The 16,793-nt window shown below is 60.0% G+C and carries 12 protein-coding genes, 1 tRNA gene and 1 pseudogene; 7 read left to right on the forward strand and 7 right to left on the reverse strand.

What is annotated here, in order from left to right:
* Nucleotides 1-77 (forward strand) — tRNA-Met (locus ACSHZY_RS03470).
* A 43-nt stretch (nucleotides 78-120) separates the two neighbouring features.
* The gene (locus tag ACSHZY_RS03475; RefSeq protein ID WP_435165482.1) at nucleotides 121-633 is read left to right on the forward strand and encodes a hypothetical protein; all 513 of its coding nucleotides are present in this window, start codon (nucleotides 121-123) and stop codon (nucleotides 631-633) included.
* A 9-nt stretch (nucleotides 634-642) separates the two neighbouring features.
* Here ACSHZY_RS03475 and ACSHZY_RS03480 read toward each other — a convergent pair.
* The 5 genes and pseudogenes from ACSHZY_RS03480 to ACSHZY_RS03500 all read right to left on the reverse strand — a co-directional run.
* Nucleotides 643-1,722 (reverse strand): annotated as a pseudogene (locus ACSHZY_RS03480) (recombinase family protein); the annotation flags it as partial.
* A 642-nt stretch (nucleotides 1,723-2,364) separates the two neighbouring features.
* Nucleotides 2,365-2,817, reverse strand: coding sequence for a DUF6634 family protein (locus tag ACSHZY_RS03485; protein WP_435165485.1), 453 nt, complete (start codon nucleotides 2,815-2,817; stop codon nucleotides 2,365-2,367).
* A 343-nt stretch (nucleotides 2,818-3,160) separates the two neighbouring features.
* The gene (locus ACSHZY_RS03490) at nucleotides 3,161-5,425 is read right to left on the reverse strand and encodes an AAA family ATPase (protein ID WP_435165487.1); all 2,265 of its coding nucleotides are present in this window, start codon (nucleotides 5,423-5,425) and stop codon (nucleotides 3,161-3,163) included.
* Between the two features lie 331 nt (nucleotides 5,426-5,756).
* A complete protein-coding gene (locus ACSHZY_RS03495; RefSeq protein ID WP_435165490.1) occupies nucleotides 5,757-6,926 on the reverse strand; it encodes a hypothetical protein in 1,170 nt (389 codons plus the stop codon).
* Nucleotides 6,927-7,090: 164 nt separating this feature from the next.
* The gene (locus ACSHZY_RS03500) at nucleotides 7,091-7,627 is read right to left on the reverse strand and encodes a hypothetical protein (RefSeq protein ID WP_435165493.1); all 537 of its coding nucleotides are present in this window, start codon (nucleotides 7,625-7,627) and stop codon (nucleotides 7,091-7,093) included.
* A gap of 115 nt (nucleotides 7,628-7,742) precedes the next feature.
* Here ACSHZY_RS03500 and ACSHZY_RS03505 point away from each other — a divergent pair, with 115 nt between their 5' ends.
* Both ACSHZY_RS03505 and ACSHZY_RS03510 read left to right on the forward strand, forming a co-directional pair.
* The gene (locus ACSHZY_RS03505; RefSeq protein WP_435165496.1) at nucleotides 7,743-7,922 is read left to right on the forward strand and encodes a ribbon-helix-helix protein, CopG family; all 180 of its coding nucleotides are present in this window, start codon (nucleotides 7,743-7,745) and stop codon (nucleotides 7,920-7,922) included.
* A 444-nt stretch (nucleotides 7,923-8,366) separates the two neighbouring features.
* Nucleotides 8,367-10,241: a DUF927 domain-containing protein gene (locus ACSHZY_RS03510; RefSeq protein WP_435165499.1), complete on the forward strand. Its 1,875-nt coding sequence runs from the start codon at nucleotides 8,367-8,369 to the stop codon at nucleotides 10,239-10,241.
* 313 nt (nucleotides 10,242-10,554) lie between these two features.
* Here ACSHZY_RS03510 and ACSHZY_RS03515 read toward each other — a convergent pair whose 3' ends face one another.
* Nucleotides 10,555-11,553 carry a DUF429 domain-containing protein gene (locus ACSHZY_RS03515; RefSeq protein ID WP_435165502.1) on the reverse strand — a complete coding sequence of 333 codons (999 nt, stop codon included), beginning with the start codon at nucleotides 11,551-11,553 and terminating at the stop codon, nucleotides 10,555-10,557.
* Between the two features lie 156 nt (nucleotides 11,554-11,709).
* Complete coding sequence (locus tag ACSHZY_RS03520; RefSeq protein ID WP_435165505.1) at nucleotides 11,710-12,378, reverse strand: AAA family ATPase; 669 nt, start codon at nucleotides 12,376-12,378, stop codon at nucleotides 11,710-11,712.
* 336 nt (nucleotides 12,379-12,714) lie between these two features.
* On the opposite strand from ACSHZY_RS03520, the gene ACSHZY_RS03525 reads away from it, so the two are divergent.
* The 3 genes from ACSHZY_RS03525 (at nucleotide 12,715) to ACSHZY_RS03535 (ending at nucleotide 16,177) form a co-directional block, all read left to right on the forward strand.
* Entirely contained in the window at nucleotides 12,715-13,545 is an 831-nt protein-coding gene (locus ACSHZY_RS03525; RefSeq protein ID WP_435165508.1) for a hypothetical protein, read from the forward strand.
* Nucleotides 13,546-13,547: 2 nt separating this feature from the next.
* Entirely contained in the window at nucleotides 13,548-14,318 is a 771-nt protein-coding gene (locus tag ACSHZY_RS03530; RefSeq protein ID WP_435165511.1) for a hypothetical protein, read from the forward strand.
* Between the two features lie 647 nt (nucleotides 14,319-14,965).
* Nucleotides 14,966-16,177, forward strand: coding sequence for an anti-phage deoxyguanosine triphosphatase (locus tag ACSHZY_RS03535; protein WP_435166901.1), 1,212 nt, complete (start codon nucleotides 14,966-14,968; stop codon nucleotides 16,175-16,177).
* Nucleotides 16,178-16,793: the final 616 nt, after the last annotated feature.

Here is a 16,793-nt window from a genome sequence, read left to right on the forward strand (position 1 = left end):
CGCGGGATGGAGCAGCCCGGTAGCTCGTCAGGCTCATAACCTGAAGGTCGCAGGTTCAAATCCTGCTCCCGCAACCAGAAATTCTCGTGTTTGATCAACCTCCCGTAAAAGGGAGGTTTTTTGCTGTCTGGACATCAGGACCGCGACAAGGCTCAGCGCCAGAATGCCCGCCAGGTCGCCGTGCAGCGTCAACTCGAGCCGGCTGCGCTTGCCCGAGGTCGGCACCGGTGTCGCCACGATCTTCTCGATCAGGCCCCGGATCGCCTCCCGCGCTTCGCTCTCCCGATCCGGGTCCGTCAGCCCGGCAATCAGTCCAAGGATGCGGTTGTGATAGGTGTCGGCCATCTTCGGATGGATTCGCACGGTGGCGGACCGGGCAGGGGTCGCGGCGACGTCCCGTTCCAGCTGCTTCTGCCGGATCGCCAGCTGTTGCATCTTCGCCTTGATCCGGTCGGGCGGCAGGCCGGAGAGCAGGGCATTCACCAGCGCGTCTTGGTCCTTGATGACCTTCGCCAGCTCCTTCTCCTTCACCGCGCGGTCATCGGTGTGGCGTGCCGCCAGGCGATTGCGCTCGGCGATGTATTCTTCGGCGAACACCTTCACCAGGTCCGGATCCATCAGCCGATCAGATAGGGCGGTGAGGATCCGGCCTTCCAGCTCCTGCCTGGAAATGCCGGTGCGGTTGCTGCAGACCGACGTGCCCTTGTTGCGCGAGTTGCTGCAGCCGAAGCGATCCCTGGCGATGGTGGAGAAGCCACCCCCGCAGCACCCGCATTTGACCAGACCGGTCAGCAGGAAGCGTGGCTTGCGCCGTTCCCAAGCTTCCTTGTCGGTCTGCTCGATCTTCCGGCCCTGTTGACGGGCCTTCACCTTCTCCCAGAGGGCGGGATCGATCAGGCGCAATTCGGGCACCTCCGTGATGATCCAGTCCGCTTCGGGATTGAGGCGTGCTTGCCGTTTGCCGGTCGCGGGGTCTTTAACGAATTGCTGCCGGTTCCAGACCAGGCGACCGATGTAGATCTCGTTGTTCAGGATGCCGGTGCCGCGCTTCGGATTGCCATGGATGGTAGATTTATCCCATTTGCCGGCACGAGGGCCCGGAATGCCTTCGCGGTTCAGCTGATCGGCGATCCGGCCCGGCGACATTCCCTCGGCATAGGCGGTGAAGATACGCTGCACGATGGCAGCCTCCTCCGCGTTGATCTCACGGTCGCCGCGCCGGATCTCCCCATCCTCGCCCATATGGCGCAGAACGGTGTAGCCGAAGGCATTGCCGCCGCCGGACTTGCCCTTCTCCACACGGCCGCGCAGGCCCCGGTGGGTCTTGGCTGCAAGGTCCTTGAGGAACAGCGCGTTCATCGTGCCCTTCAGCCCGATATGCATCTCATTCACCTGACCGTCGGCCAGCGTCAGGATGGTCACGCCCGCGAAGGAAAGGTTCTGGTAGATGGTGGCGATGTCGGCCTGGTTGCGGGAAATCCGGTCGAGGGCTTCGGACAGCACGAGATCGAAGCGACGATCCCGCCCGTCCTGCAAAAGGCGCTGGAGGCCCAGGCGCAGGATCATGTTAGAGCCCGACAGGCCGGCATCCTCATAGGTGCCGACGATCTGCCAGCCCTCGCGCAGGGCGCGTTCGCGGCACAGCCGGATCTGGTCCTCGATGGAGGCGGCATTCTGCAGGTCGGTGGAGTAGCGAGCGTAGAGGGCCACGCGGAGGGTCATGGGGTAATCTCCGGTTTGCACGGGGCAGGGACGTCAGTCAGTGCCGTGTCCCTGTTCCATAAGGTGATCGGCGCGGGCGGCATCGCGCGCCAAGGCCCGGACCAAGGCGAGCAGGTGATCCCGAGGCTGCGACACCTGATGATCCCCGGCAAGGGGCGTGTTGGGGGTATCGGCCAAGGGGGCCGAAACACGGACACTAGGAGATACCAACGCGAAGGCCGCCGTTTGCGTGGCGCCTCCCTCGTTGGCAATATCTCTCCGGTCTCGCGCCATGGGCCGAGTTGCTCCCTGCGCCGGAGGGCAGGGCCCGTCGACGTTTGCTGCTGATGATCCTGGGTGCGGGCGGTCCCGCGGGTGTTCAGATGATCATAAGGCATGGGAGAGGTTCTGAAGCTGGAAACACGGAACTCTGGGTTCATGAATGTGGATAACCTGCCGGAAATACGGAAATCTCACTCTTCATAGGGTGACCGAGAGACAACTTCGGGTCGCTGGATGATGCGATGGCCGCATTCCGATGGCTTGTCGGGGTGATTGCCAGGCACCGCAGAACTTCGGGGGCGAGTTATCCGTATTTTAGGGCGTGCTCTCAGGAGCAGTGTCAAATGCCCCACTAAGGCAGACCATCTGGCGGCAAGGCTGTCATCGATGGCCGTCTTTGTCGGCGCAGCCTCGCGCCTGGCGATCCTGCGCGTCCATCTCCCTGAGCCACTCGATATAGACCTGCAACCGACGATCGATTTGCGCGCGGTCGGGCGGCAGCAACGGGGCGAGGTAGGGATGGGCGCGATGCACATGTCCCTCGCGCGGGTGGTGGCGCCGGAGTCGATACCAGCGCGACACCGTGCGGGCCCAGCGATCGTCGGGATCAAGGGCGATGATGGGGGAGGTGATGATAGTCTTGTCCCCCAACGCCGGATGGCCGCGGACGTCGCCTTCCAGCACCAGCTCGCCGATGACAGTGATCTGCGGCCGCCAGGGATCGAGTTCCGGTGCGCTGTCTAGATCCAGGTCAGATGGACCTGCCTCTGCGGCGGTGATCGAGACCAATGCACGGTCAAGCCAAGAGCGCTTATAGGGCGACAAAATGGTCATGCCGTTCTCCTTAATGAAAGGGGGTGTGCGTCGTTTTGAGACAACCCGGGTTCCATGACGTGCGCGTGGGGTGGCCGTCATGGACCATCGACACTCGGTCGACGAAGGATTTTGTCTGGTGGGTCTTCCCGGTCCTTTGTTCTTTGTTTTTTTGTTCTTTCTGTCTTCTCTTCTTCGTGCCGGGGGAATGGAGTGGGCGGCGGATGGGACCCGCCGCAGGGAGTGCCGTTTTTGGTTTTGGGGACTTGGCAGGCGGTTCCACCGCCTTCTTCTTCTTTTTTGTTCGGTGATGACGGGTTCGCGGACGCGGGTGATTGCCCGGGGCTGGCGCAGGTGTCCGCATCTATCGGGATTGCTGGGCGGCGCGCGTGTGTGGGTCTTCATCCGGTGCCGTCGGGCGCAGGCGCGCGAGCCAGTTTTGGGCTTCGGCCTGATCCATGTCGCGGGTGGCCATCAGCGACTCCGCCATCTCTTCGAGAAGAGGGCGGTGAAGGGTAAGGATCTCCGCCGCGCGCTTCTCGGCATTCTCGAGTTCGCGCCTGACGCGGAATACGGCGTCGGGGTCGCGCGCCAGACGTGCCTCGGGGTCTGCGCTCCAGACCGAGCCATGGCCGCCCAGACCATAGCGCATCTGGATCCCCGAGGCGATGGCCGTCGCCATGGCCAGATCAGAGTCCGGACCACCTCCCGCTCCGGCGGATACGTCGCCCAACACCAGCCGTTCGGCGGCGCGCCCAGCAAGAAGCTGAACCATGCGATTCTGCATATCCGCGAGAAGGCCGTGCTTTGCAGTGGTGTCGAAGACAGTCCCTCCGCCCCCGTCGCGATCCAGGTAGACCCGCTTGATTGGTCCAAGATCCAGCACGGTGCAGACGATGGCGTGGCCGCATTCGTGGACGGCGACGCGGCGGTCGATCTCGGGATCATGCGTGAGGCGGAACACGTTCCGCAGGTCGTTGATGACGAGATTCCGCTTGGCCCCACGGGCGGCGGCCCGTGCTTGGCGCACGACGGCATCGACATCGGCGGCGGAACAGCCGATGGCACGGGCGGCAAGGTCCCGCAGGTCAGCTTCGCTCCAGTCAGGCAGGCAATGTCGGAACACGCCGTAGAGTGCATCAGCATCGGGCAACGGCACGGAGACCTTCATATCGATCCGGCCCGCGCGCAAAACGGCCGGATCGATTGTATTCGGGTGGTTGCACGTGGCAACGACCACAACGCCCTCCTCGCGCGCGATTGCGTCCATCTCGGCTAAAAAAGCATTGATCACCTGCGTGCGATAGCTGCGATTGTGCTGGTCACTGTCCTCGCGCGAGCCGACCGCATCGATCTCGTCGATGATCAGCACCGACGGCGCTTTTGTGCGGGCCTCGGCAAAGCTCTTGCGCATCTCGCGCAGCATGTCGCCGAGATGGCCCGCCGCCTGCCAAGCGCCGAACGTTCCGGTGACGACGGCAAAACCGGCGGAATGGCCCATCGCCCGAGCGATCCACGATTTACCCGTCCCGGGCGGGCCGTAAAGCAACAGCGTCCGCGTTAGGTCTGGCCAGGCGACTGCGCCGGTCTTCCATCCGCGCAAGTCACGCACGATCTGCCGCGCGGCGCGCAGCGCCGGTGTGTCGCCGTGGAGATCTTCGAGCCATGGCCCATCCGTCGCAGCCCGCGGAACTTCTGTGAGGGCGGCGATCCGTTCGGCCACGGCTTTGGCGGTGGGCGCCCGCATCGCAAGGCTCAGGGACAGCGCGTCGAGGTCCGACAGCACGGTATCGTTGGTAAGGGCGGCGCGCACCGCCGCCTCGTCGATCCGCCCCGTCGCACTGTGTGTCGCGCGCAGCGCGGTGATCAGGATGTCCACCGACAGAGGCGCGTAGCTCCGGTGTTGGACCGGTGCCTGCCGCGGGATTGGCAGGCCCTTGGACTCCTCCGGCAGCAGGACGAGAATCGGGGCGCGCATATCGACGGCGCGCGCGAGATCGGCAGCAAAAGCCGCTTCCGCGCGTTCCGAGACCTTGCCGTTCATGGGCTCCGGGTGCAATAGCAGTAGATAGGGCGCATCCTTCGGGAGACGGCCGAGCGTCATGGCAAGTGACCAACCCTCCGGCACCAAGAGCGGCAGTAGCTTCTGCAGCATGTGGATGAGATCAGCCGGCACGCGCTCGATTACGGTGATCGCGCCGGGGGCCAGCATGGCGTCGCGATCTGCGAGATTGCCGATGCTCGCCACCAGGCGCAAAAGCGGGATGAGCTTGCCTGACGGCAACCGGAGGCGGGGCTGCGACGTGCCATCCGACGCGGTCGCCGCGGGATCGCCATCGTCTTCCTGGACAGAGTCGTATTCCTCCGGGGGAATGTTTTGCGCAGCCGGGCTGCGGTTCAGTGCATCGAGTGCGGTGGACCCCGGAGGCGACATTGTGGTCACCAGGAGTTCGGGCAGATCCATATCCTCCGGGTCCAATGCGGGATCCCAGGCCGGGGTCAGCCGAGCCGCCAGATCGTCCTGCAGATTGCGGATGGCCTGATCTGCCAAAGACAGCCAAATCGGGGATTTAGGGGATCCGGAATTGATCTTGGGGTTGCGGGTCAGATTTGCGTTTGTCTGGGTCATAACGGGATTCCGGGTGTGAGGAGGGAAGACCATCCGGCGGTCCGAATGGCGATCGGTGAGGCAGAGCGGGAGGCGCGATCTTGGGCGGTGCATGGTGGCCGCGGTGTCGTGTAAGGGGCGAACGGATATCCGGAAGCCTCCTGAGATCGGCTCTGTTGAAGCCGATGGCATCCGGATTCCGGAACGCGCGCTGCAGATCGCCTCGGCCGTCCGGTGGATAGGTTCGGCTTCCGGATAACGGAGGCATGCGGCTGCGACGCTGGTTCGCAGCGTCATCCGGAACTGTCGGCATAAGGCCGGCCATGATCCGGAATCACCACGCAAGATGGCGTTATCCGGGTTGGCCCGGATGGCGGCGCAGGATCGGAGATCGATCCCGCAGCGTGGTCTTGGGCTGCGGTTTGCGCCGGGTTCGGGCGCGTGCTGGAGTCCGGCGGGCCGATACGGTCGACGGATGTGAATCCGGGGGATCCGGCATGATCTCCGGATCGGCGAGGTCCGCCGCTCGGGACAGCGGGGAGGTCGAATCCGGAGTCCGGATGCGCGCCGCATCCACGATGTCCGCCTCGATCAGGTCGAGGGTCTTATGCAGGAGAGGCAGGCTCTCAGGCCTATACACCTCGGACGAGACATTCATCAGATCCACATATTCTTGACGCGGAACGAGGGACTCCGGATGTGTGCGTTTGAGGCGGGCATGGGCGGCTTTCTCGCTCGCGCAGGCGTCGTGGCCCGTCGGCATGGCCACGACCCGGAGAACCTCGACGATGGCGTCTTTGGGAAGGTCAAGTTGATGTTTGTGCCTCTTTACCGGACGTGCCGAATATCCAACTTTGAGAACGTGACGACCGGTGGCAGGATGACGGATGTCGAGCAGGTAAATATAGCTCGGCTTGGCCGTCCAGGATTGCCCGCAGCCGGCGCAATCGCATTGTCCCCACCGCACATTGGCAACCGCGATCCGCTGTTCATGTCCGCAAGTGTGACGATAGACCCGATAGGACGCACTTCCCTTGGGATCGCGTCCCACACGCATCCAGCCGAAGTTTTGCGCCTCATCTTCCTCACGCATGATGAGGCAGATATTGCAGCGGGCGGCCACTTCGCCACGGGCCATACGGTCCACGAATGCGAACTGCCTACGTGACTCATGGCCACAGGGTAGGCCGTAGCGACCATAATGCCGATGATCTTGGTCCCGTCCGAGCCAGGTCAGGCCAGCGGTCAGGGCCGTCTGGCGCCAACGGGCCTCGATGCAATGCGGGCACAAAGGTTGCGCCGACATGACAACCGAATGACGCGCAGCGTGGATCCCGCCGCAGATATGGCAACGCAGTGCGACATGCAGGCGGTCCCGAACCCGGGCGATCAGGTCGAAGCCTTTGTCCCGCGCCGCTATGGTCCAGTGCTCGTGGATCGGGCCGGGATGAATGACGAGGGGGAGATCGGACACCGCAATCGGAGTGCGGTTGTCGTGCGAAGACAGGATGGTCTTGGGCATGGGAGGTCCTCCCGGAAAACAGGATGGGGGCAGCCATGGCCGAGCTTGCGCATGCGAAGCGTGCAGCCCAAGGGCCGGAGGCTGAGGAAATTTGGTGAGACGGAGCAACGGACCTGCGGTCGATGGTTAATCGCAGGCCGGCAGCTGTCAGATCTGCGAAGCAGTCAGGCCGCCGGCGCCATCTGGTAATCGGGATCATCCGCGGTGATCTCGGCAGGATCCACCTCGATGGCATCCATGAAATCCGGCAATTCGCTCAAGGCCTTCAAATGCTGTTGAAAGGCGGCGACCATTTGATTGGTGCGGCGCCCCGTGGGGCCGGTATCGGTGCAGCGGAAAAGATCAGGGAAATAGTCCTGCAGCGCGAAGGTGTTCCGGAACGCTTCGGGTGTGTCGCTCTCGATCAGCATCTGTGCCATCTTGCCAAGGCGCTTCAACGGCTGATCTTCCCGACGTTCGAGCGGCGTGGCATCAAGCTGAGCAAGGCTGTCCAGCACGCGGGTCCGAACCCGTTCAGCGTTGCGAATCCACGCGTCGCAGGCGGGATCCCAGTTGCTGCAATGCTCGAGGTCGCGCTCCGCTTCGATATAGGCGGAGAGGTTGCACGTCACTTTGCTGAACAGGACAGTGACGGGGGAGGGGCGAAACGATGGCGCCGCTTCCGAATGGCCCGGCGGGATGATAGGCGTGTGAATAGCCATGAGTGATCTCCTGAGGATCAGTTGTGGTTAGGACCGGGCAAGGGGGTAGGAGCCCTTGCCTGTGTCCGCATTATATGAAACCATTAAACCGTAAATCAAGCATAGATTCGGAAAAATGGAAAAAAAACGCGGACGCCCTCCGATAGACTCGGAGGCGGTAAACCTCCGCCTCCCACGCGACCTCATAGAAGCTATAGATGAGCACCGCCGCGATGAGGCCGATCTGCCTACTCGCCCTGAGATGATCCGCCGAGCCTTGATTGAATGGCTGGAGATGAAAACGAGGAAAATCTGAACTAGGTAGGAGACTCTATACTTTCGACGAGTGACTTCGAGTTTAATGGTAATTCCGGTGCCTGGCATGCGAGTGCAACGTCACAGATGATTTCCCCGCCGGATCTAGGTTCAGAGCATGTTCTTTTCTGGTCCATTGGACCAGTTGGATTCTCGGACCGCTACCGCGCACCAGTCCGTAACCGCGCTGCCTTGCATCCCCAGCCCGGTCCAACGGTCCAACAGGTCCAACGGACCAGTAACCGGCAGAGGGGGACTTTCCGGATTTTTTAAACTGCGGTGTCCGCCGCCTTCCGTGTTCGTCGTGTCATTGCAATTGCGCACCCAGGTTATCCCCAAAATTCGCACGTCCGGGGCCGTTGTCCACACTATCCCGCAGCGCCGGCGCTGACGTGTATCCCGTCATGGAGGATCATGTCGGAGATGGCGCAACCCTGCGTCCTACTTGGAAAACACAATGCCGGATCATAATTCTCTCGACGAGCAGGAGCGCGAAGCGCATCCCGAGACCGTGACCACATCCACCGACGCCGAACAGATCGCTCCCTTGGAAACGGTTCCTGAAGAAACCGTTCATTCTCGGTTCACCCCCCTTCATCAGGACCCGGACATCGCGGCTTTTCTGGCCACCATGCGCGAGGAGCTCCCGCCGTTCTGGACCCATCTGCCCCACGAGCAGATGCTGGGGTATGGCGGCATGGATAATGAGTGGGTGCCGATGTGCGGCCCGCTGCGCGTCGAGGCTTTGATCCGCGACGGCGAGGGTCAGCACTGGAGCCGCCGTATCCGCTATCTTGATCGCGACGGACATCTGCGCCGGGAAACCATCTCCGAGGCCGACATCCTCAACCGGCCGCGTAACGTCTGTGCGCAGCTGATCTCGGCGGGGCTCGCCATCGAGGGCAATCGTACGGACATCATTCAGTTGATCCGTAAGTGGCCCGTGGATGCCCGCCGTATCCTGTCGGTGTCGCGGCCCGGCTGGTTGGAGGAAACGATTGCGGAACCCGCGTATCTGTTGCCGGACGGCAGACTAATTGCGGCGGACCCACAGCGTGACGACGACATCGAGCTGACCCACGCCCGCAGCGCGGTCCCGCTGTCAGGGTGCTTGGAAGGATGGCAAGCCACCGTCGGTCGTCTGGCTGCCGGTAACCCTGCGCTGATCAGCGCCATCTGCGCGGTTCTCGCCGGTCCCCTCCTGAAACCTGCCAGGCTCGAAACGCTGGGCGTAAACCTTCACGCATCGACGAGTTCGGGAAAGACCGCCGCGTTGATTGCCGCGCAAAGCTGCATCGGGCCGCCCCAGTTGGACCGTTGGAATGCCACGAACACCGCGCTGGAGCTTACCTGTCGACAGGCTCATGACGGCACGCTGATGTTGGACGAGTTCCCGGCTCAGCCGTCACCTCCCATCATCGAGGCCCTCTACATGATCGGCAACGGCACGGGCCGCGGGCGCGGAAACCGCAAGCTGATGCGCGAGGAAACGCTGCGTTGGCGGACGGTTTTGCTTTCGACCTCGGAAAAGCCGATCGCCCAGATCCTGGCCACCGCCCGGATCCAGATGCCTGAAGGAATCGGCGTCCGCCTGATCGATATTCCCGCGCGGTCATGGGAATTTAATCTGTTTAAGACCTTGCATGAATATGGTTCGGGGCATGCCTTTGCTGAAGCTCTCCAGGCCGGGGCCAGAGAGCACCACGGGCATGTCCTGCCGGCATTCGTGCAACGGATCGTTGCGCGGCACAGGCGGGTGGAGGAGACCTTGCCCCTCATGATCGCGCGCCTGCGCAACTCAATGTTGTCGGCAATCGGGTTGCCCGCGAATGCGAAGGAAGGTCCTGTGATGCGCGTTCTGACCTGTCTGGCCCTAGTCGCAGCCGCCGGTGAAATCGGCATCCGGCTCGGCGTCCTGCCTTGGCGCAAAGGCATGGCGGCGGATGCGCTGATTGAGATCGCGACGATCTGGCACCGGGCCTATGCGGCGCGTCCGCCCTCGACCGCAGAGGCCATGGCCGATCGTCTGACCGGATACCTGCGGCGCAACCGCCACCGTCTGTGCCCACCCGGAGCCGAGCCGGATCCGGATGCCATTGGCTGGTGTGATGCACGCTGGATCTATCTCGGCATCGAAGCCCTCCGGACGGAGATCGCCGACGGCATGCCGGCCAACCTGGCGGTGAAGCTTTTGGGAGACGCGGGGCTGCTGGTTCCCGGAGGGGAGCAGAGGTCGTTTCAGTATCGCCTTCCCCGCCATGTCGATCCGGACAGGGCACGGGTCTATCGGTTCGACAGGCAGCGGATCGAGGGTCGGTAGCCCCACGAGCACTGCTTTGGGCCAATGGCCGAGATGTTTATCAGGGCGGTTTCCGAGCCGGCCCCGGTCCGGCATCGCGGCATCATGCGGTGTCGGATAAAATTGCTCGTTGGCTCCTGGCCTTTCAGGGCCGGAAAGCCCCCCCGGGGCTTGCCCTCCCAAAGCTATCCTGGTCGCTCAGGCGTCATACGGCAGAGGAAACGCCTTTTACAAACCTCGATAATATGGGGGCGGGGAGTAATTCATCATGTTATCGAGCAATGTAAGTGACCTGCCACGGGTATTTCACCCGGCTCAGACCGATGCCCTTTGGTCATTCCCGCCGATCGCCTCCGATAGTATCCTGACCAAAAATCCATCCCTCCCATTCCAACGACTGGAGGGGAAGGGTGGGTGCCGCAGAACACCGACCTTCGATCACGTCCAGCATCCCGAACAGGCCCACAACGGCGTCGAACTGATCCTCTCCGACGGGGCGGTCCGAGAAGCCGTCCTCAATGGCGTGGAGAAGGTCTCCGGATGCCATCAGCCCGTGCCGCTCGATCCACTGCGTCAGACCTTTGCCGGCCGTGCGTCGACCGTCTTGAGTCCGCTTGCTCCACGTTCTTTTCGCGGGCAGCCCGATCTGTCCATAGACATCCCCGGGATAGGTCTCGACTACCACGATGTCACGGGTACGCGACAGATCGTCGAAGGTGCCGTCGAAGGGCCACAGGGCAATCTGGTCCAGATGGGGGCGCAGTACCTCCCGCCAGCCCGAAATTGCACCTTTGCCGACCTGATTGCCGCCCAGCGTCCAGAAGAGACTGCAGGCGGCCGGTCGATGTGGCGTCGCGCGTTCGCAGGCCCTCAGCAGGGCTTCCGGAGGAAGGCGAAGCGCGTCCGTCAGGTGAAGCCGTCGCGTTCCGCCCGGCCGCATGGGATAGAACGGGCGTCGGACGCCGATCTCTCCTGCGGCAGAGCACACGTTGAACCAGTCGCCCCATTCTCCTGTTCCGAGAGCCGCAAGCAAGGTTCGGAAATCTTCGGCTCCGGTCAGGTTTCCATAAGCGGCAGGGACACCGATGGGGAAGTCGAAGCCGACGATCGACGACCCGGAATCCATCTGTCGTGTCCGAAGCCTGTTGAAAAGATCGGTCGTCGCGCCGACGGGTTCCGGGAGGCCGAGATGCCAGCCGTTTTCCTGCCGCCGAGCGACAGCCATCCAGCGCTTCCGGGGATCCACGCTCCAGTCGCAGTGCGCAACAATCGTCGGGGTAAGTCGGTCATCTTGCATGTCACCAGAAAAGCGGATCGGCCAGGTGATGGTCAAGGCAGGAGGGGGCCATCGAAGCCAAGCAGGGTAACGTTCGGCCCATAGCCGCCGGTCGCCGAATGCCGATGCTGCGAAGCCGCATTCCTCGAAGCGGTCATTCGTAGGATGTGCAGCAAAAAGCTGACTTACGGTCTCAGGTTTGGGACAAAGCCGTCATTCAGCTTTCAGGTGATCCATGACGAAAGCCACGCGTTCGTCGACCGACACCTTGGGCAGTTCGACAAGGTGGTAGCCGAAGCGGGCGTAAGTATCAGCCATGACCCGGCCGGTTGCCTTGGCTTCCTCCTGATCCTGCTTTCTTTCGGCGTCCTGCCCGAAAATGGCCTCCCAATATGGGGCAATGAAGACCATCCTGTTGTAGCGATATGTCTTTGCGGCAACCTCCGCATGGGCGGGGACGTGAAGCCCACATAGCGTCAGATACCCGACGACATCGGGAATTCCTCTGTCCATGAAAACTGGCCGTTCAAATGCCGATGCTTCGTGCCACGAACGCAACTCCCATCCGAGCATGAGTTCGGCAAACGTGCCTTTGTCTGCCCACGGCAATGCGGTTCCGCCAATCTTAACCTGATCCTGAATGATCGCGCGCCCGGCCTCGGGCATGGACGCAAATCCCCTGTCGCGCAGCGCGTCAATCAAAGTGCTCTTGCCGGATCCGGGGCCGCCAGTCACGACAAACATATGGTCACACATGTGCCATCCTTGCTTTCCAATGAGATGAACGCGCAGATGATTGACCATGCAGGTCGATCTCGATGCACGTAACCATGGACTAGCCTCATCAGCCAAGGTCTGCAAAGGGTTTCGCACGTCGATCATGGGACATTCCTGCCATTCACATCCAAGTGGCAAGATCCCTTGATGGGGGCTGCCAGGGCGAGAGCCGACATTCGCTGCACGTGCGAACATCACCTTGCCAGATCATGGAAGCGGACGTTCAGCTACGATCATGGCGCGGAACCCCGGGTCACCTACAGTGAGCAGCGGAAGTCTACCGTTGCTGCGGACGCACCAGCCAACACTCGTATCGGTCGACGCAGACGTCGGCACACGGCGCGACTTTACATACAAGAGCTTTATGCTCCTTATGCTATGCAGCTAGTGCCGTTAAGCTGACCTCATAGTTGCACTGATATATTTGAGAGACGCAAAAGCGTGAGCACCCTGACAGATATTGAAAAACGGTACTTGGAACGATTGCTGGGTATGGGTGGTGGGTATGTCTTGGACTTCTCTGACAACACCTACAGCGAGTTCTTTAACAAGCACCGGATCGACATCCACGGAAGCAAGTACCAGACCTACGGCACTTCTAAAGCAAAGAAGATGCGATCGTTTTGGGAGCAAGAACCGGACCCTATAGTCGGAAAGGTACTGTCCGAGATGATGGACTCCTACGTTGCGAGTTGCGAGCTTAGCGGGGCTGAGATCGACAAGCCGGTATTAGAAAAAGGCCGATCCGCTGTTGATCGGCTGCTCGGCAAACAAGGAAGGACAGCCAGCGCGCCCACCGAGAGCAGTTTCCTCGACACCGAATTCACCATCCCGAATATTGGCAAGCTGCCTATCGATGCGCCTGTTGTCCCGGTCGTCGAAAAACGCCTGACGGAAGCCCGAGTTGCTTTGAAGGCTGGGGCGAACCTGTCAGTGATCTTCCTCTGCGGAAGCGTATTGGAAGCCGTGCTACTGGGTGCCGCACAAAAGCATCCAGCAAAGTTCAACAATTCTAAGGCTAGCCCGACAACCAGCGCTGGCAGCGTGAAAAAGTTTCATGAGTGGAGCCTGGCACAGTTCATTGATGTTGCTTGCGACATCGGTGTGCTCAAACCTGATATCAAAAAGTTCGGACACGGTCTTCGCGATTTCCGAAATTACATCCATCCTTATCAGCAGCTTATGTCCGGGTTTACTCCGGATCAGCACACAGCCAAAGTCTGTTTTCAGGTCCTGAAAGCTGCCCTGGCCGACTTGGCAGGGGAGCGCTGACAATGGATAGCTCTTACACCGCATTTCACTTTTGGTCTGGGCATCGAAAATATCTGATCGATGAGCATCAATTTTTCGTCTCGCAGGCCCGCCAGAGACTATTCGCGCAGTTTGACGACGAGGAAATGAAGGACGCTGCTGATGCGCATGCAGAGGCAACATGGGAGGCTATGGGGCAGGATTTTGACCCAGATCGCCACGATCCCGGCGACTTTGCAGAACAGGCTTACGAAGCTCGCATAGACCTGTATTTGAGCCTTTGCGACATGCGAGAGCAGGTCCTGTTCGCAATGCTGGTTTCGATCTTTCATCGTTGGGAAAAAGAGCTTCGTGACTGGTTAGTCCAAGAGATGCGTCACTGGATGCAGGACGAAACAGCATTTCGCCGTGTATGGTCTTCCAGCTTTGTTGAAGTTCTAAATTTGTTGAAAGACCTCGGCTTGGATGTTCGATCGAAGCCATATTTCAAGGCGCTGGACGGGTGTCGTCTTGTAGTCAACGTCCACAAGCACGGCGACGGCAAGTCTCTGGACGACTTAAAGAGACAGTATCCTGAATTGATCGTGTCCGATGACGAAATAGCGAAAAGTGGTGGGTCTGCATTGTTTTGGAAAGATCATGCCGACCTTCAAATTTCCATAGAACATTTTAAGGCTGTATCTGATGCCATAGTCCTTTTCTGGAACGATGTGCCAGAATGCATCACCTTGGGTGAGATAAAAAAACTGCCCAAATGGCTACTTGATGCGGCGCCGAGCATTAGCTTCAAATGACACTGTGATGCGTAATCTGCAGCTTTTACAACATTAGAAGAATAACGAAATTTCCGCAATGGGGATGGTAGATAGGTCCGGTGCGCATTCAGGCGTTTGCTTCTGGGAAGCTGCGCCGCAGCAACGCGGATCTCGGCAGAGGTCAGTTTAGGGCCGAACGCGAGCGTCTTCCTCTCGGTTGGTAGCTGGACTTTAATGGCGGCTATGGGCTCGACGCAGCGCAGCATCCTGACGCAGTGGGGTAGCGCGCTCTGCCGTGGGCTCGCATCCCCGCCCGCGGCCCGTAGCGGACATTCGCCCTCCTGGAATGCTGTGCTGCGGCATTCCCGAAAGCTGCCATTCGGTGCGCCGCGCAGAAACCCGCTCGCCAGAGAGTCGGGGTTGGGCATGAGGGAATCCCGTTCCTCCGACCGCGAGCTTATCGTCGCGGTCGACCAACTCGGGACTTAGGTTCTCCCCGGCCCTCTCCGTACGCTCGCCCGCAATAAAGATTTTGCAACGCAGCTTCCTCATCGCCGCCATTGAAGGGCTTTTCTATTCGATCTAGCATCTACCCCGAGTATTTGTTCCAGGATATCCCTATGACCTCTAATATTGCCTTTTTTCAAGAACGTCTGCACGAAGATCAGCCCAACCGTTCAAAAGATATGAGGTCACCATTTCAGAGGGACCGCGCGCGTATAATGCATTCGGCGGCATTTCGACGGCTGCAAGGTAAAACACAGGTGATGGGTACTGGCGAAGGTGATTTTCATCGAACTCGCCTGACACATTCCATCGAAGTGTCCCAGATCGGCTATGGTCTACTGGAAGCTCTGCATTTCAAGAAAGCCACCTTCCACAAGGATGCGCAAGATTGGCTGCCAGCGCGTGATCTGGTCGAAGCCGCGTGCCTCGCTCACGATCTTGGGCATCCGCCCTTCGGGCACAAAGGAGAACAAGCGCTGCACAAGGCCATGTTGCTCCATGGGGGATTCGAAGGAAACGGGCAGACCCTTCGCATTCTTACGAAACTTGAGAAGTACAAGGCGCGAGGGAAAGGGCTTTATCCGACGCGCCGTTTGGTTCTCGCAGTGCTGAAATATCCGCGCTCGATGAAATCTTTCAACCTCGCTGACTATGTGAAGAAGCCGCCTAAGTCGTACCACGAAGACGAGGAAAGTGTTGTGGAATGGGCGCTTGATGGGTTCTCCGTTGCCGATCAAAAGCAACTGATAACATCAGCAGACGGCAAAGGAGCCCATCATAGCCTTGACTGCAGTATTCTCGAACTCGCTGATGACATTGCCTATGGCATTCATGACATCGAGGACATTGTCGCTAGGGGTTTGGCGACTGAACGTGAAGTCAAAGAAGAGATAACTAAAGCCTTCAAAAAAATTGACGGCGGTCGCTTGCCCGGACTTGATACAAATGTGGTCTGCGAAGGCCTGTTTTCTGACAGCTTCCGCAGAAAGCAGATAATTGCTGAGCTTGTTAATCTGTTCATCACCAATGTAACGATTACAAAACACAGTTCATACGACCACCCGCTTTTAATGTTCAACGCAGTTCTTCCGGAGCCTCATGCAAGGCTGTTGGAAGCCTTAAAGGGGCTGGCCTACGAACTCGTGATCCGAAAGGCGAAGGTGCAGCAGCTTGAGCGTCGAGGTCAAATGATCGTGGCGCGTCTGTTTGATACGTTGATCTCGGATCCAGAAAGTCTCATTCCTCAGTCATCTTGGCAAGATGGGTGTCGGGAAAGCTCCACAGAGCGTCGTGTATGTGACTACGTCGCTGGGATGACTGACAGCTACGCCGAGCGTCTCTACAAGCGCCTTTTCCACCCGGGTTTTGGTAGTAGCGGTGACGAATTGTGAACGCGTCTGGCTGAGGCGGGTCTACCGGCCCACAGCGGCCATCTTTAGACTGGGTCGTCGCTGGTATACAGCGCCTTCAAAGCGGGCGTCCATTTAGTCATTTCACAGTGTGGCCCTCGTAGAGCAATACTGGGCTGGAGTTACGTGAAAGTTGGTGATGAGGGCCTACACACGGAAGATTGATCCATTAGATAAGTAAGTGCGCTACGAAAATCAGAATGGGAAAGGCACTTGCTGGAACACATAGAGAACAGGCTGCGAGTGAATGCCGCACAATTCGTTGAATCCGAGGAGCCCGAACGAACTACCGCACGAGCGCTATATGGTGGTGGACGGGACCAGTTAGGCGATCGAGCTCAAATCGGTACAGAGTTCCGCGCGCTTGTCGACGGCGGACACATCGAGGGTCTACGATCTCTGCCGAGACAAGAGTGGAAAAACCAGCGCAATCATGTTGAGTATGTCAGGGATCGTTGACCCCGTATGAGCGCGAGAAGTGTTGGGGAGACTCGTGTCGGACGGGTCTCGGAAGCTTTTGGTAGAGAAGTTGCCTGTGATTTCGTCAGGAAGATGCGGGGTTTCAGGACGGTGGCCAAGGAGTGGCGGTCTGGAGCTG

The organism is Falsirhodobacter sp. 1013, assembly GCF_051195255.1.
GTDB lineage: Bacteria > Pseudomonadota > Alphaproteobacteria > Rhodobacterales > Rhodobacteraceae > Falsirhodobacter.